We start from the raw sequence: 21,351 nt of genomic DNA on the forward strand, positions 1-21,351 counted from the left end.
GCAGGGTAGCGCATCGCTGCCGGGTATCATGGCGGCATGGCCAAACTGCTGCTCAATCTACGTAATGTCGGTGACGACGAAAGCGCCGAGGTCGGCGAATTGCTCGACCGCAATGGCATCGCCTGGTACCGCACCGAAGCCAGCCCCTGGGGTATTTCCAGCGGCGGCATCTGGCTGCGCGACAACGAGGATCAGCCGCGCGCCAAGGCATTGATGGCGACCTACCAGGCCGAGCGCGGGCAGCGGGTGCGCGAGGAGCGGGCGGCTGCGCTGCGTGATGGCAGCGCGGAGACGTTCAGCTCCCTGCTGCGGCAGCGGCCATTGTTCGTGGTGGCGGTGCTGCTGGGCATGCTGGCGGCGGCGGCCCTGGTGTTGTTGCCGTTCTTCCTGTTGCGGGGGTGAGGGCGCTGGCCAGGCTCCTGCCGAGCATGGCTCGGCCTACACCTGCCTTTCGTTTCGCCCCCTCCCTTGCGCCGAAGGCGGAGGGGAGGGTTGGGGAGGGGTTTGGCTTTCGCGGTGTTTTACGGCTTACGCTACGGTCCATGGAGCGTCGTTTAAACTAGGCGCATGATCGTCAATACCGCCGCTTACCTGTTCGTCCCGCTCACCGACGCCGAGACGCTGACCGCCACCCTGCTTGAACGCGCCCGGATCCTGGAGCTGCGCGGCACCATCCTGGTTGCCGAGGAGGGCATCAACCTGTTCCTGGCCGGTAGCCGCGAAGGCATCGACAGCTTCTACAGCCAGCTCAAGGCCGATGTGCGCTTTGCCGACATGCGCATCAAGTACAGCTACAGCCAGATGCAGCCGTTCGCCCGGCTCAAGGCCAAGCTGAAGTCGGAAATCATCAGCTTCCGCCGTGACGACGGCCAGCCGCTGGACTACCCGCGCGCGCCCAGCGTGGCCCCGGCCACGCTGCAGCGCTGGCTGCGGCAAGGCCACGACGACGACGGCAAGCGCGTGGTGATGCTGGACACGCGCAATTGGCAGGAATTCGCCCACGGCACGTTTGCCGGCGCCTTGACCCTGCCTATCGCCAAGTTCACCGATCTGCCGGCGGCGCTGCAGCCGCACCGCGAAGCCCTGGCCGATGCCACGGTGGTGAGCTTCTGTACCGGCGGCATCCGCTGTGAGAAGGCCGCGCTGTGGATGCAGAACGATGGCATGGACAATGTGCTGCAGCTGGAAGGCGGCATCCTCGGCTATTTCGAGGAAGTGGGCGGCGAGGGCTATGACGGCCGCTGCTTCGTGTTCGACGAGCGGGTGGCGCTGGATGCGCAGCTGCAGCCGCTGGTGGACCGCCAGGACGACGCCCAGGCCTGAGCCTCGGGTACGGGCCGGGATGGGAAACAGTGTCCCGGCAAGGGGCGGGGTAATGCCATGGAGAATGCGGGCAGCAGCCCCATGTCCTGTGCATTGCCCTTGGAAACCGCCCCATGATTCCACTTTCCATTCTTGACCTGGCCCCGGTCTGCGAGGGTTCCAGCCCGCAGCAGGCCTTTGCCAACATGCTGGAACTGGCCCAGCACGCCGACCGCTGGGGCTACCACCGCTATTGGCTGGCCGAGCACCACAACATGCCCGGCATCGCCAGTGCGGCAACCTCGGTCCTGATCGGCCACGTTGCCGGCGGCACCACGCGCATCCGGGTGGGTTCGGGCGGTGTGATGCTGCCCAATCATTCGCCGCTGCAGGTGGCCGAGCAGTTCGGCACCTTGGCCTCGCTGTATCCGGACCGTATCGACCTGGGCCTGGGCCGCGCGCCCGGCACCGATCACGCCACCGCCCGCGCGCTGCGCCGCTACTTCGACAGTGCCGACCAGTTCCCGCAGGATGTGAATGAGCTGCTGCATTACTTCGAGCCGGTGCAGCCTGGCCAGGCCGTGCAGGCGGTGCCCGGCGGCGGCATCCCGGTGCCGGTGTGGCTGCTGGGTTCCAGTCTGTTCAGTGCGCGGCTGGCGGCGGCGATGGGCCTGCCGTTTGCCTTTGCCTCGCACTTCGCGCCGGACGCGATGGATGAAGCCTTGGCCTTGTACCGCCGCGATTTCCGTCCTTCCGAGCGCCTGCAGGCGCCGTACGCGATGCTGGCCTTGAATGTGGTGGCCAGTGATTCGCAGGCCGAATCCAAGCGCCTGTTCACCAGCCAGCAGCAGGCCTTCGTCAATCTGCGGCGTGGCACGCCCGGGCGGATTCCGGCGCCGCTGGATGACATCGAAACGTTCTGGGAGCCGCATGAAAAGGCCGGCGTCGAGCGCGCCTTGGCCTGCAGCATCGTCGGTGACGCGGCGCAGGTGGCTGAAGGGCTGAAGGCCTTCGCCGAGCGTCATCGTCCCGATGAAATGATGGTAGCCGCCAATATCTACGACCCGGCCGCTCGGCTGCGTTCGTTTGAGCTGGCCATGCAGGCCTGGCAGGGCGTGGGAACGGCGTAAGCCTTTCACCCCTCCCTTTCTCAGGTGGTGAAGGGGAGGGTTTTTGTTGGTGACGCCCCTTGCCGAGCATGGCTCGGCACTACCTTGAATCTTCAGCTGGTCCAGCGCTGGAACAGTGCGATGCTTTCGTTGATCAGTTGGCCCGAGCCCAGGCCGAAGAACAGGCCGGCAGCGATCGCGGCCACCCAGTTGAACAACATCAGCGCACCGTCACGCTCAAGCAGCGCCAGTGCGAACAGCAGTAGCTGGAAGCCGAACAGGTAGTTGGTGAAGGGGATCGGCAGCGACAGCAGCAGCCCCACCAGCAGCAACAGGGCGCCGGTCAGCATGCGTGCCGGCAGGGGCCCGATCAGCGCGGGCAGGCGCGGCTTCAACATCCGGTCCAGGCGCTGCAGCGGACGGCTGATCTTGCTCAGGAAGCGATGGACGGTGCCGCGCTTGGGGCCGCGGCGGGCGATGAAACCTGGCAGCCACGGCCGGGTGATGCCGCATAGCAACTGCATGCCGATCAGGAACACCAGTGGGCCGCTGACCGCGCCGCCGATGCCCGGGATCGGGATGAAGGAGGGCAGGATGGCGATGAACAGGAACACGCCGAACGCACTCTGCTCCAGGCCCTTGAGGATCTGCCCAAGGGTCAGGTGTTCTTCCGGATCGCCGTGGTCGAACATCGCCAGCAGGGTGCGGATGCCTTCATTGCGGTAGCCGTTGCCCGGCGCCGCATGGTCACCCGTTTCAACCGGTGATGTCATCGGCGTCTTCTTCCGGCAAGCGGCGTAGCAGCAGCTTGTCGATGCGGGCACCGTCCAGGTCGACGATCTCGATGCGCCAGCCGGCCCAGTCAAAGTATTCACTCGCATGTGGGATGCGGCCGAAGTAATGCATGCACATGCCGGCCAGGGTGTAGTAGTCGCCTTCCTCGGCATCGGGCAGCTCGGCGCCGTTCATAAGCTCCTGCAGGTCGTCGACCGGCAGCGAGCCGTCCACCAGCAGCGAGCCATCGGCGCGGGTCACCACCAGGGCGTCATCGTCGGTGTTCTCCGGGGCCTGCAGGCGACCGACCACCGCGCCCATCAGGTCGGAGATGGTCACCAGGCCCTGGATCTCACCGTACTCGTCCACTACCAGCGCCATCGACTGGTGCTCCTCGCGGAAGATCTCCAGCAGCTTCATCGCATGGGTGGATTCGGACACATACAGCGTTTCGCGCAGGTTCTCGAACAGGTTGTGGCTGCCACCGCTCAGGCGGGTGACCAGGCTCTTGACCTCGAGGATGCCAGCGATGTCCTGGTCGTTGCCCCGATATACCGGGTAGCGCGAGAAGGCATGGTCGCGCATGGCCTGCAGGTTCTTCTCCGGATCGTTGGTGGTGTCCAGCCAGGCGATGCGGTTGCGCGGAGTCATAAGACTGTCGGCGGTGCGATCACCCAGGCGCATGACACGGTTCATCATGTCGCGCTCGTGGCTGTCGATGACGCCCTGCTCGTGGCTTTCGGCCACCAACATGCGGATCTCTTCTTCACTGACCGAGGCCGATTCGGTCTTGCCCAGGCCGAGCAGGCGCAGTACCAGCTGGGTGGAGCGCGACAGCAGCCAGACGCCAGGGGCGGCAATGCGGGCCAGCCAGCTCATCGGCACCGCGACGATGCCGGCAATGTCCTCGGAACGGGTCAAGGCAACGCGCTTGGGCACCAGTTCGCCGAAAATCAGTGTCAGGTAGGTGATCAGCGCAACGGCCAGGGTCTTGCCAAGGAAGTCCGACCAGGGCTGGACCGCGCCAAACAGCGAGAAGTTGGCTGACAGCGCCGGGAACAGGGCCTGCAGCTGTGCCGCGATGGCGCCGCCAATGGCGTCGCCGCCGTAAACACCGGTCAGGATGCCGATCAGGGTGATGCCGATCTGCACCGTCGACAGGAAATTCTCGGGCTTCTCGGACAGGGCCAGGGCACGGGCGGCGCGTTTGCTGGTGGCAGCCTGCTGCTTGAGGCGGCTCTTGCGCGAGGTCATGACCGACATCTCGGACATGGCAAAGAAGCCGTTGAGCAGGATCAGGGCAAGTACGATGAAAAACTCAAACACGGGTCTCTCCCCGGGTTGGTGACAGGGAGGGCGGGTGCTTGCGGAGGCGGCGGCCGCTCAGGGGCGGGATCCGGCGCTGTGGCGGGGGATAAGGGTCGTCGTCCATAGGGTGCGCCATGCAGGCGCCGGGGAATCTTAGCAAACCTGGGCACGGGGGCGGCAACGAGACGTTCACACTTTTCGTTCAGGGAGCACGCCGGGAATACCCTGAATGCCATCTAGCCGTCATAATTCCCCTTGGTGCCGTCCCTCCCGCGACGGCGAATAGGCTCCCCATGTTTTCGTTGCAGACCATCTTTGGCTCCGGCAAGCAGTTCTATACCTACCTCGACGAGGCCGCGCAGGCCGCTTATGACAGTGCAAAGGCACTGCATGGAATGATGCGCGAGGCCGATCGTCAGCCGGCGCTGGATGCGTTCAAACTTGCCCGCCTGCGCGAGCGCGCGGCATCGGACAAGATCAGCCAGGCGCTGGTTGACAGTTTCATGACCCCGATCGAACGCGAGGACATCGAAGCGCTGGGTTCGGCGCTGTACAAGATCCCCAAGCAGATCGAGAAGTTCGCCGATCGCTATTCGTTGGCTGTGCAGCACCTGGACCAGATCGATTTCGCCCCGCGTGCGGCGATGCTGGAGCAGGCCGCCGGCGTGGTGGTGGAAATGGTCAATGACCTGCGCCACATGAACCTGGACCGCATGACCGCGCTCAATGAAAAGCTGCGCGCGCTGGAAAACGAGGCTGACCGCCTGATGCTGGAGTTGTACCGCGACATCTATTCCGGTCGCCTGGACAACCTGCAGATGTTCCTGCTCAAGGAATTCTTCGAGATCCTGGAAAAGGCCATTGACCGTTGCCGCGAAGCCGGCGTGGTGGTCTACCAGATCGTGCTCAAGAACAGCTGACGGGGACGCTCGATGCTCACCCTCGTCCTGGTGGTGATCCTGGCCGCGCTCGTCTTCGAGTTCATCAACGGCTTCCACGACACCGCCAACTCAATCGCCACCGTGGTGGCAACCAAGGTTCTGTCACCCGGCTGGGCAGTGATGCTGGCCGCTGGCATGAACCTGATCGGCGCGCTCACCGGCACTGCCGTGGCGCTGACCATCGCCAATGGCCTGCTCAACACCAGCGTGGTCGAAGTGACCCCGCAGGTGATCCTGTGCGCGCTGCTTGGCGGCATCGTATGGAACCTGATCACCTGGTGGAAGGGCCTGCCGTCCTCGTCCTCGCATGCACTGATCGGTGGCTTGTGCGGTGCCGGCCTGGCTGCGGCGCACAACAACTGGGACGCGCTGATCTGGTCGCAGAACGTCGGCAACTGGGCGCAGAACAAGGGCCTTTTGTGGAAGGTGTTCGTGCCGATGATCACCTCGCCGATCGCCGGCTTCCTGCTTGGCGTGGTGGTGATGTGCCTGCTGTGGGCGATCATTGCCGGCATGGCACGTGTGGGTGGCCTGCTCGGTCGCCTGGCCCGTCCGCGCTGGGTCAATGCTTTCTTCGGCAAGGCGCAGATCGTTTCGGCGGCCTACATGGGCTTTGCCCACGGCCACAATGACGCGCAGAAGACCATGGGCATCATCGCCATGACCCTGATCGGCGCCGAGGCCACCGGTGCGCTGAACGACCTGCCGTCCTGGCTGGCTTTCATGCACCCGGATGCGCACAGCGGTGATGGCATCGCCATGTGGATCGTGCTGACCTGTGCGGTGGTGATGGCCGCGGGTACCGCTTCCGGTGGCTGGAAGATCATCAAGACCTTGGGTCACAAGATGGTCAAGCTGCACCCGATCCACGGTTTCGCCGCGGAGACCAGCTCGGCCACCATCCTGACCCTGGCCGCCCATTTCGGCATGCCGGTTTCGACCACCCACAGCATTTCCACCGCGATCATGGGCGTTGGCTTTGCCAAGAACCCCAAGTCCCTGCGCCTGGGCGTGATCGAGCGCATCCTGTGGGCCTGGATCCTGACGATCCCGGCGGCAGGTGGTTGTGCGTACCTGATCCTGAAGTTGTTCGCGCTGATTGGGTGGCACTGAAGTGCCGCGCTGATCACTGAAAACCCGCCGGAGACGGCGGGTTTTTTTTGCGGGGAGTTCCCCCCCCTCTCCCCAATCCCGCTCCCGCCAGGGGAGAGGGGCTTTGAAGCTGCAATTGCAGACAGTGCTTCAACTTGCGCGATGTTGAGCCCCTCTCCCCCTGGCGGGAGCGGGGTTGGGGAGAGGGGGAAGCAGCCAACCGCGGATTGTCCGGGCTCCCCCGACCGCTGGAATGTGAAGGCGTCTTCCCGCCCCAAGCGCCAAAATCGGCGGTGTCCCTGACCTGTACGGGGGCTACACTACGCCGGTTTTCCAATCGCCTGTTCCCGGAGCCCCTACATGCCCGTTGACGCCAAGCCGGACCCGATCGCCCTCAGCAGCGAGCCCGGCTATCTGTCCATTCGCGATCTGCGCAAGGAGTTCGATGGCTTTGTCGCCGTCGATGACGTCAACCTGGACGTTCGCAAGGGCGAGATCTTCGCCTTGCTGGGCGGTTCGGGCAGCGGCAAGTCCACCCTGCTGCGCTGCCTGGCCGGCTTTGAAACCCCGACCAAGGGCGCGATCCTGCTCGACGGCCAGCCGATTACCGCGCTGCCGCCGTACGAGCGGCCGATCAACATGATGTTCCAGTCCTATGCGCTGTTCCCGCACATGACGGTGGAGCAGAACATCGCCTTCGGCCTCAAGCAGGATGGCATGGCCAAGGACGCCATCGCCCGCCGCGTCGGCGAGATGCTGGAGCTGGTGCAGCTGCAGAAGCTGGGCAAGCGCAAGCCGCACCAGCTGTCCGGCGGCCAGCAGCAACGTGTGGCCCTGGCCCGCTCGCTGGCCAAGAGCCCCAAGCTGCTGTTGCTGGACGAACCGATGGGCGCGCTGGACAAGAAGCTGCGCTCGAAGATGCAGCTGGAGCTGGTCAACATCATCGAGCAGCTGGGCGTCACCTGCGTCATGGTCACCCATGACCAGGAAGAAGCCATGACCATGGCCACCCGCATCGCGGTGATGGACCAGGGCTGGATCCAGCAGATCGGCAAGCCGGATGATATCTACGAGCAACCGGCCAACCGCTTCGTCGCCGGATTCATCGGCTCGGTGAATTCCTTCGAAGGCGTGATCGACGAGGATCTGCCCGAGTACGTCACCGTGCGCACCGCCGACTTCCCTGCGCCGATCTATGTCGGCCACGGCATCACCGGTTACGAAGGCCAGCCGGTGGCGTTCGCGCTGCGCCCGGAGAAGGTGCATATCGCCAAGGAAGAGCCCGAGGGCGAAACCAACAAGGCGTTTGGCGTGGTCGAGGACATTGCTTACTTCGGCAGCCACTCGGTCTATCACGTGCGCCTGCCCAGCGGCGCCAAGATCCTGTCCAACTTCGCCAACATGAAGCGCTGGGACAGCGACGGCATCACCTGGAACGACGAAGTCTGGGTGTCCTGGGACGACAACGACGGCGTGGTGCTGACCTCATGAGCGCGACCCGTCCACTCACCAGCGGTTGGCGGCGTTGGCTGCCGGGTGCACGCGCGGGTGTGATCGGCGTGCCCTACCTGTGGCTGCTGCTGTTCTTCGCGATCCCGTTCCTGATCGTGCTGAAGATCTCCTTCGCCAAGATGGCGGTGGCGATGCCGCCGTATACCTCCATCGTGGAATACGTGGACAACGCGTTCACGGTCAATCTCAACCTGGGCAACTACACCGCGCTGTTCACCGACAGCCAGTACGTGGTGGCCTACCTGAGCTCGATCAAGATCGCGGTGATCTCGACCTTGCTGACCCTGCTGATCGGCTACCCGATGGCCTATGTGATCTCGCGCATGTCGCCGTCGGCGCGCAACATCGCGATGATGCTGGTGGTGCTGCCGTCGTGGACCTCGTTCCTGATCCGCGTCTATGCCTGGATCGGCATCCTCGACAGCAATGGCCTGATCAACCGCACGCTGATGAGCATGGGTCTGATCGACGAACCGCTGCGCATCCTCTATACCCCGGTGGCGGCCTATATCGGCATCGTCTATTGCTACCTGCCGTTCATGGTGCTGCCGCTGTACGCCAATCTAGTCAAGCTCGACCATCGCCTGCTGGAGGCCGCCTACGACCTCGGCGCCAAGCCCTGGCAGGCCTTCCTGCGCATCACCTTGCCGCTGTCGCGCAGCGGCATCATCGCCGGCTGCATGCTGGTGATGATCCCGGCGGTGGGTGAATTCGTGATCCCGGAAATGCTGGGTGGCCCGGATACGCTGATGATCGGGCGCGTGCTGTGGGGCGAGTTCTTCAACAACCGCGACTGGCCGCTGGCCTCGGCGGTGGCGATCGTGATGCTGATCCTGCTGCTGATCCCCATCATCATCTTCAACCGGTCCCAGCAGCGTGAGCTGGAAGGGAAGCTGGCATGAGCATGACCCGGCGTAGTTCCTGGTTGGGTTGGAGCATCCTGCTGCTCGGCTTTGCGTTCCTGTACCTGCCGATCCTGTTGTTGATGGTGTATTCGTTCAACTCCTCGCGTCTGGCGACGGTGTGGGCGGGTTTCTCGACGCAGTGGTACGGCGAGCTGTTCCGTGACCGCCAACTGCTGCAGGCGGCGTGGATCAGCATCAAGATCGCGTTCTGGACCGCGAGCGCGGCGATGGTGATCGGCACCATGGCGGCGATGGCGATGACCCGCTTCAAGCGTTTCCCCAGCAAAACCATCTTCGGCGCCCTGGTGACCGCACCACTGGTGATGCCGGAAGTGATCATCGGCCTGTCGATCCTGCTGATGCTGGTGTCGATGGGTGGCCTGTTCGGCCTGCCGTCCAAGGGCGTGGTGGCGATCTGGATCGCGCACGTCACCTTCACCATTTCCTTCGTGACGGTGGTGGTGTCCTCGCGCCTGCAGGAGCTGGACCGCTCGCTGGAGGAAGCAGCGATGGACCTGGGCGCGAACCGGATCAAGGTGTTCTTCCTGATCACCTTGCCGATCATCGCCCCGGCGCTGCTGTCCGGCTGGCTGCTGGCCTTCACCCTGTCGCTGGACGATGTGGTGATTGCCAGCTTCGTTGCCGGCCCCAGCTCGACCACCTTGCCGATGAAGATCTTCGCCTCGGTGCGCATGGGCGTCAGCCCCAAGATCAATGCCCTGGCCACGCTGATGGTGCTTGCGGTGTCGACGGTGGCGGTGCTGGGCTGGTGGATTTCGGCCCGCGCCGAGAAGCGCCGCCAGCGCGACATGCAGCTGGCGCTGCAGGAAAACGGCTGAACAGCAAGGCCCTGTAGTGCCGAGCCATGCTCGGCAACGCCCCATCTGTAGTGCCGAGCCATGCTCGGCAAGGGACGTTACCGGTAAGGCCTCTGCCGAGCATGGCTCGGCACTACAGCGCAGGCGGGTTTTACCTGCGCGCAACACTCGCGGCGCTACCATGCCTGCATTCGTAGCAGGCAGGTGATCCCATGGCGTCGTACCAGACCTTCAATCCTTTCAACGGCGAGATCGTGCGCACGGTCGAGCTGATGGACAGTGCGGCCATCGAGCAGCGTTTGGCGGCTGCCGAAGCTGCGTTCCCGCCGTGGTCAGCGTTGTCGCTGGCGCAGCGGGGCGACTACCTGCGCCGGTTCGCCGCCGCTCTGCGTGCGCGCAAGGACGAGATCCAGCGCACGATGACCGCCGAGATGGGCAAACTGCGCCGCGAAGCCCTGGCCGAGATCGAGAAGAGCGCGGCGGCCTGCGAGTACTACGCCGACCACGCCGCCGATTATCTCAAGCCGCAGCCCATCGCCACCGAGGCGCAGCGCAGCTACGTCACCTACCAGCCCATCGGTTGCGTGATGGCGGTGATGCCGTGGAATTTTCCGATCTGGCAGGTGATCCGCTTCCTCGCGCCGGGTTTGATGGCTGGCAATGTGGCCGTGCTCAAGCACGCCAGCAATGTGCCCGGTTGCGCTGATCTGCTGCGTGCGCTGGCTGTCGACGCTGGCATTCCCGATGGCGTGTTCGATGTGCTGCATATCGACAACGATCAGGCCGCCGATGTGCTGCGTGATCGTCGTATCAAGGCGGTCACCCTGACCGGCAGTGAGCGGGCAGGGCGCTCGATTGCGGCCAACGCGGGTGACCAGTTGAAGAAGTGCGTGATGGAGCTGGGCGGCAGCGACGCCTTCGTGGTGCTGGCCGATGCGGATCTGGACGTGGCGGTGGCAGCCGCGGTGACGTCGCGTTTCGACAATGCGGGCCAGACCTGCATCGCCGCCAAGCGTTTCATCCTGGTCGAGGCGATTGCCGATGCGTTCGTGCAACGGTACATCGAAGGCGCGCAGGCGCGCGTGTATGGCGATCCGCAGGATGAGGCAAGCACGCTCGCGCCGATGGCGCGCGCGGACCTGCGCGATGAGCTGCACAAGCAGGTGCGCGCCAGCGTCGACAAGGGCGCGAAGGTGCTGCTGGGGGGGGCACCGGTAGCTGGCAGCACTGCGGGCTACCAGACGACGATCCTCGACAATGTCGGGCAGGGTATGCCGGCGTATGACGAGGAGCTGTTCGGGCCGGTGGCTGCGATCATCCGGGTCAAGGATGATGCCGAGGCCATACGCGTGGCCAACGACACCAGCTTCGGCCTGGGCGGCAGCGTGTGGACCGCCGATGCGGCACACGGTGAGCAGGTGGCCCTGCAGCTGGAGTGCGGTGCGGCCTTCGTCAACTCGGTGGTGAAAAGCGATGCCCGCCTGCCGTTCGGTGGCACCAAGCGCTCGGGCTTTGGCCGCGAACTGGCCGACCACGGCATCCATGAGTTCATGAACATCAAGACGGTCTATGTGGCCTGATGGTGAGCCCGTACGAGCGGCGTGAGCCGCCAAGCTGGCAATCCATACGCGCCACGAAAACCTGCACTTGCAGTGAGTCGGATTGCGGGCGCTTGAAGGGTTTCGGGCCGTACTGGCTTCGCGGCTTACGCCGCTCCCACATGGGCTGCTGGTAAAGCCCCTGCCGAGCATGGCTCGGCACTACGGATTCAGCTCCCTCCCTTCTGGCTGAAGGCCAAGGGGAGGGTTGGGGAGGGGGTGGGTTTTGCAGCTTCTGATTTTGCGGTGGCTTCGCGGCTTATGGCTCGAGGCCACCCAGTGCCGCTTTAGAAAAAGCGGCGGCACAGCTGCCATCAGCCAAACGGCTGATCGATGGATTTGCTCTGCGGCGTCATCAATGCAGCACCGTCTCCGGTGACGTAGAGAATGTCTTCCAGGCGTACGCCGAAACGATCCGGGATGTAGATGCCCGGCTCGTCGCTGAAGGTCATGCCGGCTTCCAGCAGGTGGCGGTTGCCACGTACCAGATAATCCCATTCGTGCATGTCGATGCCGATACCATGGCCGAGGCGGTGGCTGAAATAGCGGTAGTCCGGGCCATAACCGGCATCGCTGATCACCTTGCGGGCGGCCGCATCCACCTCGCCCATCGCCACGCCCGGGCGTGCGGTGTTCAATGCCGCCGTCTGCGCCTTCAACACGATGTCGAATACCTTGCGGATCTCGTCATCGGGTTGGCCCAGCACCACGGTGCGGGTGATGTCGCTGGTATAGCCGCCGGCGCGGCAGCCGCCATCGAAGATGATCGGCGTGCCTTCGACCAGGTGCTGCGGCTGGTCCGAACCGTGCGGGGAGGCGGTGTACTTGCCGACGTTGACGCTGGCATCGCCCTTCAGGCCGGTGCGGGCATAGGCCATCGCCAGCAGGCCGCTGATGTCCTGTTCGGTCATGCCCGGCTTGAGCGCCTTCCACACTGCCTCGTAGACGGCCAGGGTGGTCTGGTTGGCCAGCTTCATCAGGGCCAGCTCGGCCGGGCTCTTGACCCGGCGGCAGCCCGCTACCACCGGCCAGGCCGGCACCACCCTGGCCTGCGGCAAGGCATCGGCAATGCCCTTGGCACGGAAGTAGGGCACGGCTTCTTCCATGCCCAGCGTGCCGGTGGCATGGCCCATGTCACGTAGTACCCTGGCGACCAGGGCGTAGGGGTCTTCGTCTTCCTGCCAGCCACGCACATCGTTGCCGAGCTTGATCTGCTCCAGCGTACGCACGCGTTCGAATTCGGGGGTGACGTAGACCGGCTCGCCCTTGCGCGGAATGATCACGCCGGTGAGGCGCTCGCTGTCCCACCAATGCATGCCGGTGAAGTAGGTCAGTGAGCTGCCGGCGCCGATGAAGATCGCATCGATGCCGTGGTCGGCCATCAGCCGCTGGGCCTTGGCCACGCGGGCGCTGCGCTCGCCATTGCCGATCGGAACCACCTGGTCGGCCACCGAAGTCAGGCTGCGCATTGACTCTGGCAGGGCATCGCTGTCGCTGGCAGGCGCTTTTGCTGTTGCCAGCTGCGGCAGCGGCAGTGCCGCGGCACCGGCAATGAGCGTGCCGCGCAGGAAGCGGCGGCGGGCGGGAATGGACTGATCGTGCGGCATGAAGGATCTCTCGAAGAATACGTGCGGGCTCAGAGCCAGCCGGAACGTTTGAACAGGCGATACAGCACCACGCAGATCACGCCGACCCCGAGCATCAGCACGGGATAGGCGAAGCGCCCGGCCAACTCCGGCATATGCGCGAAGTTCATGCCGTACCAGCTGGTGACCAAAGTGGGCGCGGCCAGCAGGGCTGCCCAGGCGCCGAGCTGCTTGACCGTCTCGCCTTGTGCCAGGGTCACCAGCGACAGGTTCACGCTCAGCGCGGTGCCCAGCATTTCGCGCAGGGTGTCGATGGCATCGTTGACGCGCGCGGCGTGGTCTTGCACGTCGCGCAGGTAGAGCCGCACTTCTTCGTTGATCAGCTGCGCCTGGTTGCGTTGCAGCTGGGCCAGCGCATCCTGCAGGGGGGCGACGGCCAGGCGCATCTTGTTGAGCTCGCGCTTGAGTTCATACAGGCGGATCACCGTGCGCCGCTTGTAACTGTCGGCGAAGATGTCCTTCTCCAGCACGTCCAGGGTGTCGCGGAAGCTGTCGGTGATCGGCAGGTAGTGATCGACCACGGCATCAAGTACCGAATACAGGCAGAACGAAGGGCCCATCGCCAGAAGTTCCGGCTCCTGCTCCAGCCGTGCGCGCACCGGCGCATACGACAGCGAGGCGCCATGGCGCACCGTCACCAGGAAGCGCGGGCCGAGGAAGGCATGGGTTTCGCCGTAGCGGATGCGCTCATCCACCACCTGCGCGGTGTGCACCACCACGAACAAGGAGTTGCCGTAGGTTTCGATCTTGGGCCGCTGATGCGCCTTGCGGGTGTCTTCGATGGCCAGCGGATGCAGGTTGAATTCTTCCTGCACCTTGTCCAGCACCGCGTCGCTGGGCTCATACAGGCCAACCCAGACAAAACCCTTGGCATCATCGGCCAGTACATCGCTGATGCTGTCCAGGTCCAGGGCGCGCTGGCTGCCGTCGGCACCGTACCAGGTGCAGTTGATCACGCAGGCCGGGTTGGCCTGTACGGGAGTGGGAGTGATGCCGGTTGTCATCCCGGCATCGTGCCTCAGCTGGCCGTCGACGCCAAGCTGCGGCGCCCAAGGATCAGCGCCAGTGCGACATGGATGGGCAGCAGCAGCACGATCCACTGCATGTTGAACTGCGCTTGCAACGACAGCCAATGCAGCGGCAGCGCCAGCAGCGCTATGCCGGTCATCAGCCATAGAACGAGCCGGAACCCGGCGCGTGGGTGGCGCCCGCGCAGCAGGCTCCATGCGCCGGGGATCAGCAACAGTGCCAACGGACTGAGCAGCAGCAGGTTGCGGTTGGCCCATGCAGCCTGATGTTCACTGAAGCCCCACAGGAAGGTGAGCAGGCCACCGGCGACGCCACAGAACAGCCAGAAAGGCAGTGCGAAGGCACCGATCAAGCGTGGCTTGCGACGCGCGGCGTACAGCCCGGCGCCGACCGCCAGGCCAACCAGCAGCCACGGCCACCAGGAACGCTGCTTTTCCTTTGGCTCGGGCGGCAGGCGCTGCGGCAGCAATTCCTGTTCAGCCTGCACCAACGGCCGGCCTTCGCTGTTGCGGGCTTCGCGCAGGCTGTCGGCCAGACGCATCGGCACGAAGGCCTCCTGCCAGCGCGACAGCGGCTGGTCGGCATTCGGGCCCAGGCCCAGGTCGAAGCCCAGCCACATCCACGGCGAGGGCGAGGCCAGTCGCACCGATTCGCTGCGGTAGGTATTGCCGCGCGAGCGGCCGGCCAGCTGCGATTGCAAGGCGCCGCCCATGGCCTGGTCCAGGCTGTCGCGCACCATGGTGGCGCAGTTGGCGGTGAAGTAGTCGTAGCGGTAGCGGGCGTTTTCGGGCTTGGCCCGCTCGGCCAGCGCAGCGGCCAGCGCGCTGGCCTGTGCCGGCGGCAGGTCCAGCCATTGGATGCTGGCGCCACGGCCCACATCGCGGTATTGGGCGAGGTCTTCGTCCAGCGGCAGCGCGACCAGGTAATACATCATCCTGCCACGCATGAAATTGCCGATGAAGTCCGGCTCGGAAGGATCGAAGAAGCCGAAGTTGTACGAGGTGGCCTGGCCGCTGGCCGGGTCCATCACCACCAGCGCGTCGTGGCCGAAACGCTCAAAGAACACTTCGCCCGGCAACATGGTGACAACGCCGATGCGCGGTGCCGGTGGCGGGTTGGAGGGCGTGGCTGGGGCAGCGGCGGGCTGTGCGCTGCTGGCCATGGCGGCCAGCAGCAGGAACAGCATCGCAAACGCGGACAGCAGCCGCGGCAGGCGCAGGGTGATCAATCTTCGTCCTGGGTTTCAGGCGGCAGGATGGTGACGTGGAAGGCCTGTACGCGGCGCGCATCGGCCTTGGCCACGCGGAACACGAAGCGCTCCAGGGTCAGCTCGTCGCCGATTTCCGGAAGGTGGCCCACCGCCTCGGTGACCAGTCCGCCGATGGTGTCGTAGTCGTCATCGGAGAACCCGGCGCCGAAGCGCTCGTTGAAGTCGCCGATGGTGGTGAGTGCGTCCACCACGTAGCGGCCGTCGGCAAGGATGGCGATCTGCGAGGTGTGGTCCTCGGTCTCGTCGTGCTCATCGTCGATCTGGCCGACGATCTGCTCCAGCACGTCCTCGATGGTGACCAGGCCGGCGACACCGCCGTACTCGTCGACCACGATGGCCATGTGGTTGCGCGAGAGCCGGAACTCCTTGAGCAGCACGTTGAGCTTTTTGGACTCGGGGATCAGCACCGCCGGGCGCAGCAGCTCGCGTACGCTGGCATGGCTGTTGTCGGCGACCACGCCGCGCAGCAGGTCCTTGGCCAGCAGGATGCCGAGGATGTCGTCCTTGTTCTCACCATGCACCGGGAAGCGCGAGTGGCCGGATTCGACCACCTGCTTCATCAGCTCGATGAAAGGACACTCCACCGGCAGCGACACCATGTGCGAGCGCGGGATCATCACGTCGCCGACGGTCAGCTCGGCCACCGAAATGGCGCCTTCCATCATCCGCAGGGTGTCTGCGGCGATCAGGCCGTCCTGCTGTGCGGTCTGCAGGGTGGCGACCAGTTCGTCGCGGGTGTGGGGTTCGTTGGAGAACGCCGAACCCAGGCGCTCCAACCAACTGCGTTTCTTTTCGCCGTTCTCCGGCGAGGTGCTACTGTCGTCTTCAGACATCTCTTGATTTGACTGCACCCGGCGTGCCGGGCGTTGTCGGCAAGTCTAGCAGGATGTTTGCCGCGGTCCGCTCAAGTCCCGGCGGTGCCAGGGGTCTGGATGCTGGGAGCGGCTGGGGTGGGATCGGCAGGTGCCTCGGGGCTGGCCGGGGCGGGCGCGGCCTCGGCTGGCTGGTCCAGGCTGTAGGTACAGCCCGCCAGGGTCTTGCCGGGGTGGGATTTGACGTTGGACACGCCCAGTACCACCGATTCGATCAGGGCTTCGCCGGTCTTGGCATCATTGACATCGCGGCTGACCAGCTCGCGCCCGGCCATGAATTTGCCATCGGCGTCATAGCCCACCTCCAGCTCCAGCTGTTTGGCCAGCGGCCGTGGGTCGGCCATGTCGAGGATGGCGAGGATGGTGCCACCGGCCATGGCGACATGGTCGGAGGTATGGCCGAAGACCGTGATGGGCGTGTTCAGCTGGTACTCGGCCATGAACAGGTTGCCTTGCGGCAGCGGTCGCCAGCCCAATGCCACCGCCTTGAGCGGGTCGTTGACGACCGGTGCCAGCGCGGCGAACTCACTGACGCTCTGGCGGCATTCGATCAGGGCGGGCAGATCGATGGTGGACTGGGCGTGGGCCGAGCCGATGGCGACGAGAAACAGTGGGAGCAGGCAGGTTGAGCGCACGGCATTCATTCACGGAAGTTCTGTTGCCGATGATAGCGGCATCGCGGCGGCGCAGATGCTGGCTGGGGCAGTGTCAGGCGGCAAGTCGACACACCGCCCTGGTTGCAGACTCTGCTGGTCCGCTTGGAACATGCACATGTTTCGTGGTTGGCGCCGCCGTGCAGGGATTGCCTGGAATGCCCCTGCCGAGCATGGCTCGGCACTCCCCTTCTGCCCCCTCCCTTGCGCAGCAGAGGAGGGCCGGGGAGGGGTTGGCTTCTGGGTGTTTTGTTGCAGTGCCGGCTTTGCTGCTTTCGCCACTGCGGGTTTGCTTGGGACGCCCCTGCCGAGCATGGCTCGGCACTACCGGTGTCGCTCAGCGCTCGCCCGCATAGGGGTCGCCGATGCCGAGGTCAGCCAGGATCTCGCGCTCCAGCTGCTCCATGGCTTCGGCCTCCTTGTCGTCCTCATGGTCCCAGCCCAGCAGATGCAGCACGCCATGCACGGTGAGGTGGGCGTAGTGCGCGTTCAGGGCCTTGTCCTGTTCCTTGGCTTCGCGGGCCACGACCGGGGCGCAGATCACCAGGTCGCCCAGCAACGGGAATTTCACGCCCTTGGGCAGGCCTTCGGGTACGTCGGCTGGAAAGCTGAGCACATTGGTGGCGTAGTCCTTGCCGCGGTAATGGCGGTTCAGCGACTGGCCTTCCTTGGCATCGACCAGACGGATGGCCAGGTCGGCCTCGCGGATGCGGCCCTTGAGCGCGGCAGCGACCCAGCGACGGAAGCTCACCGCCGCCGGCAGGCCGGCGCGGGGCAGGGCGTAGCTGATGGCTACATCAAGGCGGACAGGGCCCTTGGTCATGGCAGGTTCCAGCAATCAGGCAGTACGGAAGGGCACAGTATCGCGCGCCAGGCGTTTCACTGCGACTTCCATTCGTCGGCGGTGTAGCTGATCTGCACCCTCTCGCTGTCCGCGTCCGACGACGGCAGGCCCGCTTTGTTGGCCGAAGCATGGCAGTTATGGCCTTGATGCACGGTCAACTGCTGGATCATCGCCACTGCGCTGGCTTCCGGTGCTGCGTCCGGAGAAAGCGTGATCGTTGCGTTGGCGCAGTCGCCGATGTTGGTGACCTGCACGGCCGGGATCAATTCCCGCGCCGCGCGGTCGGCAAGCGCATCAAATGCGGCTTGCGGGATGCGTTCTTGTGCGGCGCTGGCACGCAGCTTGAAGAAATAGAGCTGCTTGTAGAAAAGGTAGCCACTGGAATACATCGGCCAGTCGCGTGGTTGCAGGTTCATGCGCAGCTGCAGTTTGCGGCCGGTGATCTGCCCGGCGTCGGCCTGTGCCTTGATGACGGCGGCATCAATGTCATTGGCCGGGGTGGCCCTGGGGGCGCCTGTCTGCAACGGAAAATCGTTGTCCTGCAGTTCCTGCAGCTGGGTGTAGCTGCCTGCGGCCACCGCGTGTTTCAGGTCTTCGCGGAAGGCCGCCATCCCCGCTTCCACGGCGTCCGCCTGGAACATGCGGCCGGCGGGGTAGACATACACGTCAAAACGGATCTCCTGGTGATCCTTCAGTGCATAGCGGAAGCCTGCACCGGAATATTTCTGTTCCGGATCAAAGGAGGCGTCTTCCAGTTCGAACTCACCCACCTGGCGTGGCGCAACCAGATAGCTGGTCTCGACGTAGGGGCGGGCCGCGGCTTTCTTCCCGGCGGCATGTGCCGGCAGGCCGGTAGCCAACAGCAGGATGCAGCCGAGCAGCAGATATGAGCGGAACATGGCACCTCCTGTGCCTTGCGGGAGGTGCCAGTCCAAGCTCACTCGGCGCCGGGTTTGACCTGCTGCAGGTCGCGGCGGTCGTAAGCGTTGACGATGCGCGCCACCAGCGGGTGACGGACCACGTCGCGCGCCTCGAAGAAGGTGAAGCTGACCCCGTCCACATCGCGCAATACCTCGATGGCGTCGCGCAGCCCGGATTTGACGTGCTTGGGCAGGTCGGTCTGGGTCAGGTCACCGGTGACCACGGCGGTGGAGCCGAAGCCCAGGCGGGTCAGGAACATCTTCATCTGCTCGATGGTGGTGTTCTGCGCTTCGTCCAGGATCACGAAGGCATCGTTGAGCGTGCGTCCGCGCATATAGGCCAACGGCGCGATCTCGATGACGTTCTTTTCCAGCAGCTTGGCCACCTTCTCAACGCCCAGCATCTCATACAGGGCGTCGTACAGCGGGCGCAGATAGGGGTCGACCTTCTGGGTCAGGTCGCCGGGCAGGAAACCCAGCTTCTCGCCGGCTTCCACTGCCGGCCGCACCAGGATCAGCCGCTGCACGCGGGATTCGTTCAAGGCCTCCACCGCCATCGCCACGGCCAGGAAGGTCTTGCCGGTGCCGGCCGGGCCGATGCCGAAGTTGATGTCGTGGGTGGTGATCTGGTGCAGGTACTTGGACTGGTTTGCACCGCGCCCACGCACCGTGCCGCGCTTGACCTTGATCGCCACTTCCTGCGGCTCGTAGGCCCGATCAACCACCTGGGCAACGTTGGCCTGATTCAGGCGCAGGTGGATGGCGTGGCTGTCGAACACGGCATCGGCGGCTTCGGCGTACAGGGCCTTGATCAGCTTTTCCGCCTCGGCGGCGGTCTTGCCGGGGCCGCTGACGCGGAAAATGTGACCGCGGTTGGCGATCTCCACGCCCAGCTTCAGCTCGATCTGGCGCAGGTGTTCGTCGAACGGGCCACTGAGATTGGCCAGGCGCTCGTTGTCGGTCGGCTCCAGGGTGAAATCGTGGTGGTGGCTGGTGGTCATGTGATGGCAGCTCGGTTGGCGGCGTCAACGTGGGCCGGCGGCGGCCGGACGGATGCCTGCGGGGGAGGTCGGGGCCAGTTCTCCACAGGGGATGTGGATTTGGCGGCGACGAAGCTGTGGATATCGTGGCGCAGCCCTTGAAATACAAGGGTTGCACCTGGGGTGGTCAAAAAACTGCCATGGCCCGGGTGGGTGTAGCGCAGCCGGACCATGGAGGGTTGTCCTGGCATGGCGGGCAGCCCCGGGGCGCGGGCGCTCCCCGGGGCGACGGATCAGTCCTGGGTCACCACGCGGCCGCGCAGCGAGTTGCTCAGCGCCTCGGTGATCAGTACATCGACGAACTGGCCGACCATGCGCGGGCTGCCGGCGAAGTTGACCGAACGCATGTTCTCGGTCTTGCCGGTGAGCTCGTTGGGGTCCTTGCGCGAGGGGCCTTCGACCAGCACCGACTGCACGCTGCCGACCATTGCCTGCGAGATGCCGGCGGCATGCGCGTTGATATGCGCCTGCAGGCGCGACAGGCGTGCATGCTTGTCGGCTTCGCTGGTGGTGTCCTCCAGGTCGGCGGCGGGGGTGCCCGGGCGGCGCGAATAGATGAAGGAGAAGCTCTGGTCGAAACCCACGTCCTCGATCAGCTTCATGGTCTTGTCGAAGTCGGCGTCGGTCTCGCCGGGGAAGCCGACGATGAAGTCCGAGCTGATCGAGATGTCGGGGCGTACCGCGCGCAGCTTGCGGATCTTGGCCTTGAACTCCAGCGCGGTGTAGCCGCGCTTCATCGCGCTGAGCACACGGTCGCTGCCGGCCTGCACCGGCAGGTGCAGGTAGTTGGCCAGTTTCGGCACGTCGCGGTAGGCGTCCACCAGCGAGTCACTGAACTCCAGCGGGTGCGAGGTGGTGAAGCGGATGCGGCCAATCCCGTCGATCTCGGCCAGGGTGCGGATCAGCAGGCCGAGGTCGGCAATCTCGCCGTCGCCATAGGGGCCGCGGTAGGCGTTGACATTCTGGCCCAGCAGGTTGATCTCGCGCACGCCCTGCTCGGCCAGCTGCGCGCATTCCACCACCACGTCCTCGAACGGGCGGCTGACCTCGGTGCCACGGGTGTAGGGCACCACGCAGAACGAGCAGTACTTGGAGCAGCCTTCCATGATCGAGACGAAGGCCGACGGGCCCTCGGCACGCGGCTCGGGCATGCGGTCGAACTTCTCGATCTCGGGGAAACTGATATCGACCTGCGGCTTGTTCTGCTCGCGGCGGGCGCGGATCAGCTCCGGAAGACGGTGCAGGGTCTGCGGGCCGAACACCAGGTCCACATAGGGCGCACGCTTGACGATGGCTTCGCCTTCCTGCGAGGCGACGCAGCCGCCAACACCGATGATGACGTCACGGCCATTGGCCTTGAGCGCCTTCCAGCGGCCGAGTTGGCTGAATACCTTTTCCTGTGCTTTCTCGCGGATGGAGCAGGTGTTGACCAGCACCACGTCGGCCTCTTCGGGGTTGTCGGTCAGCTCCAGGCCTTCGGCGGCGGCGAGTACGTCGGCCATCTTGGTCGAGTCGTACTCGTTCATCTGGCAGCCGTGGGTCTTGATGTAGAGCTTTCCGCGCGATGGCGAGCCATCGCTGGGCTTGCCGTGCGCGCCGCCGGCAACCGTCGGCCGCTGGCCGGGCAGGGGAATCAATTCAGGTGTGGTCATTTCAACAGTAGGCGCGGCGGGGCCGGCCGTGATCGGCAAGGGGGTAGCTGGCGTCCCGGGCATGGC

20 protein-coding genes are annotated in these 21,351 nt (G+C 64.9%); 9 read left to right on the plus strand and 11 right to left on the minus strand.

Annotated features, from left to right (window positions below):
* Window positions 1-36: 36 nt before the first annotated feature.
* From B2527_RS06700 to B2527_RS06710, 3 genes are all read left to right on the plus strand, one after another.
* Entirely contained in the window at window positions 37-402 is a 366-nt protein-coding gene (locus B2527_RS06700; protein WP_293706768.1) for a DUF6164 family protein, read from the plus strand.
* A 165-nt stretch (window positions 403-567) separates the two neighbouring features.
* Window positions 568-1,323 carry a sulfurtransferase gene (locus B2527_RS06705; RefSeq protein WP_293706769.1) on the plus strand — a complete coding sequence of 252 codons (756 nt, stop codon included), beginning with the start codon at window positions 568-570 and terminating at the stop codon, window positions 1,321-1,323.
* Window positions 1,324-1,436: 113 nt separating this feature from the next.
* Window positions 1,437-2,432 (plus strand): LLM class flavin-dependent oxidoreductase, encoded by a 996-nt coding sequence (locus B2527_RS06710; RefSeq protein WP_293706770.1) that lies wholly within the window; start codon window positions 1,437-1,439, stop codon window positions 2,430-2,432.
* A gap of 92 nt (window positions 2,433-2,524) precedes the next feature.
* Here B2527_RS06710 and B2527_RS06715 read toward each other — a convergent pair whose 3' ends face one another.
* Both B2527_RS06715 and B2527_RS06720 read right to left on the minus strand, forming a co-directional pair.
* Window positions 2,525-3,184 (minus strand): exopolysaccharide biosynthesis protein, encoded by a 660-nt coding sequence (locus tag B2527_RS06715; protein WP_293706771.1) that lies wholly within the window; start codon window positions 3,182-3,184, stop codon window positions 2,525-2,527.
* Entirely contained in the window at window positions 3,168-4,511 is a 1,344-nt protein-coding gene (locus B2527_RS06720; protein WP_293706772.1) for a hemolysin family protein, read from the minus strand. The genes B2527_RS06715 and B2527_RS06720 overlap by 17 nt, the downstream gene beginning before the upstream one ends.
* Before the next feature lie 275 nt (window positions 4,512-4,786).
* On the opposite strand from B2527_RS06720, the gene B2527_RS06725 reads away from it, so the two are divergent.
* The 6 genes from B2527_RS06725 (at window position 4,787) to B2527_RS06750 (ending at window position 11,341) form a co-directional block, all read left to right on the plus strand.
* Window positions 4,787-5,413, plus strand: coding sequence for a DUF47 domain-containing protein (locus B2527_RS06725; protein WP_132862713.1), 627 nt, complete (start codon window positions 4,787-4,789; stop codon window positions 5,411-5,413).
* A 12-nt stretch (window positions 5,414-5,425) separates the two neighbouring features.
* Complete coding sequence (locus B2527_RS06730; RefSeq protein WP_293706773.1) at window positions 5,426-6,547, plus strand: inorganic phosphate transporter; 1,122 nt, start codon at window positions 5,426-5,428, stop codon at window positions 6,545-6,547.
* A gap of 339 nt (window positions 6,548-6,886) precedes the next feature.
* A complete protein-coding gene (locus B2527_RS06735) occupies window positions 6,887-8,017 on the plus strand; it encodes an ABC transporter ATP-binding protein (RefSeq protein WP_293706774.1) in 1,131 nt (376 codons plus the stop codon).
* Complete coding sequence (locus tag B2527_RS06740; RefSeq protein ID WP_293706775.1) at window positions 8,014-8,940, plus strand: ABC transporter permease subunit; 927 nt, start codon at window positions 8,014-8,016, stop codon at window positions 8,938-8,940. The genes B2527_RS06735 and B2527_RS06740 overlap by 4 nt, the downstream gene beginning before the upstream one ends.
* The gene (locus B2527_RS06745) at window positions 8,937-9,782 is read left to right on the plus strand and encodes an ABC transporter permease subunit (protein ID WP_293706776.1); all 846 of its coding nucleotides are present in this window, start codon (window positions 8,937-8,939) and stop codon (window positions 9,780-9,782) included. The genes B2527_RS06740 and B2527_RS06745 overlap by 4 nt, the downstream gene beginning before the upstream one ends.
* Window positions 9,783-9,973: 191 nt before the next feature.
* On the plus strand, window positions 9,974-11,341 hold the full coding sequence (locus B2527_RS06750) for an NAD-dependent succinate-semialdehyde dehydrogenase (RefSeq protein WP_293706778.1): 1,368 nt from the start codon (window positions 9,974-9,976) through the stop codon (window positions 11,339-11,341).
* Between the two features lie 332 nt (window positions 11,342-11,673).
* Here B2527_RS06750 and B2527_RS06755 read toward each other — a convergent pair whose 3' ends face one another.
* The 9 genes from B2527_RS06755 to miaB all read right to left on the minus strand — a co-directional run bounded on the left by B2527_RS06755 (window position 11,674) and on the right by miaB (window position 21,348).
* A complete protein-coding gene (locus tag B2527_RS06755; protein WP_293706779.1) occupies window positions 11,674-12,966 on the minus strand; it encodes a M24 family metallopeptidase in 1,293 nt (430 codons plus the stop codon).
* 29 nt (window positions 12,967-12,995) lie between these two features.
* Window positions 12,996-14,009: a magnesium and cobalt transport protein CorA gene (locus B2527_RS06760; RefSeq protein WP_293706780.1), complete on the minus strand. Its 1,014-nt coding sequence runs from the start codon at window positions 14,007-14,009 to the stop codon at window positions 12,996-12,998.
* 14 nt (window positions 14,010-14,023) lie between these two features.
* Window positions 14,024-15,220 (minus strand): DUF4105 domain-containing protein, encoded by a 1,197-nt coding sequence (locus tag B2527_RS06765; RefSeq protein ID WP_414717023.1) that lies wholly within the window; start codon window positions 15,218-15,220, stop codon window positions 14,024-14,026.
* A gap of 38 nt (window positions 15,221-15,258) precedes the next feature.
* A complete protein-coding gene (locus B2527_RS06770) occupies window positions 15,259-16,137 on the minus strand; it encodes an HlyC/CorC family transporter (protein WP_293706781.1) in 879 nt (292 codons plus the stop codon).
* A gap of 71 nt (window positions 16,138-16,208) precedes the next feature.
* Window positions 16,209-16,820 carry a hypothetical protein gene (locus B2527_RS06775; RefSeq protein WP_293706783.1) on the minus strand — a complete coding sequence of 204 codons (612 nt, stop codon included), beginning with the start codon at window positions 16,818-16,820 and terminating at the stop codon, window positions 16,209-16,211.
* 346 nt (window positions 16,821-17,166) lie between these two features.
* A complete protein-coding gene (gene ybeY, locus B2527_RS06780; RefSeq protein ID WP_293706785.1) occupies window positions 17,167-17,652 on the minus strand; it encodes an rRNA maturation RNase YbeY in 486 nt (161 codons plus the stop codon).
* Between the two features lie 56 nt (window positions 17,653-17,708).
* Window positions 17,709-18,572 (minus strand): hypothetical protein, encoded by an 864-nt coding sequence (locus B2527_RS06785; protein ID WP_293706786.1) that lies wholly within the window; start codon window positions 18,570-18,572, stop codon window positions 17,709-17,711.
* Between the two features lie 38 nt (window positions 18,573-18,610).
* Complete coding sequence (locus B2527_RS06790; RefSeq protein ID WP_293706788.1) at window positions 18,611-19,594, minus strand: PhoH family protein; 984 nt, start codon at window positions 19,592-19,594, stop codon at window positions 18,611-18,613.
* A 272-nt stretch (window positions 19,595-19,866) separates the two neighbouring features.
* Complete coding sequence (gene miaB / locus B2527_RS06795) at window positions 19,867-21,348, minus strand: tRNA (N6-isopentenyl adenosine(37)-C2)-methylthiotransferase MiaB (protein ID WP_414717024.1); 1,482 nt, start codon at window positions 21,346-21,348, stop codon at window positions 19,867-19,869.
* Window positions 21,349-21,351 lie beyond the last annotated feature (3 nt).

This window comes from Stenotrophomonas sp. UBA7606 (assembly GCF_002477705.1).
In the GTDB taxonomy this organism is placed as follows: domain Bacteria; phylum Pseudomonadota; class Gammaproteobacteria; order Xanthomonadales; family Xanthomonadaceae; genus Stenotrophomonas.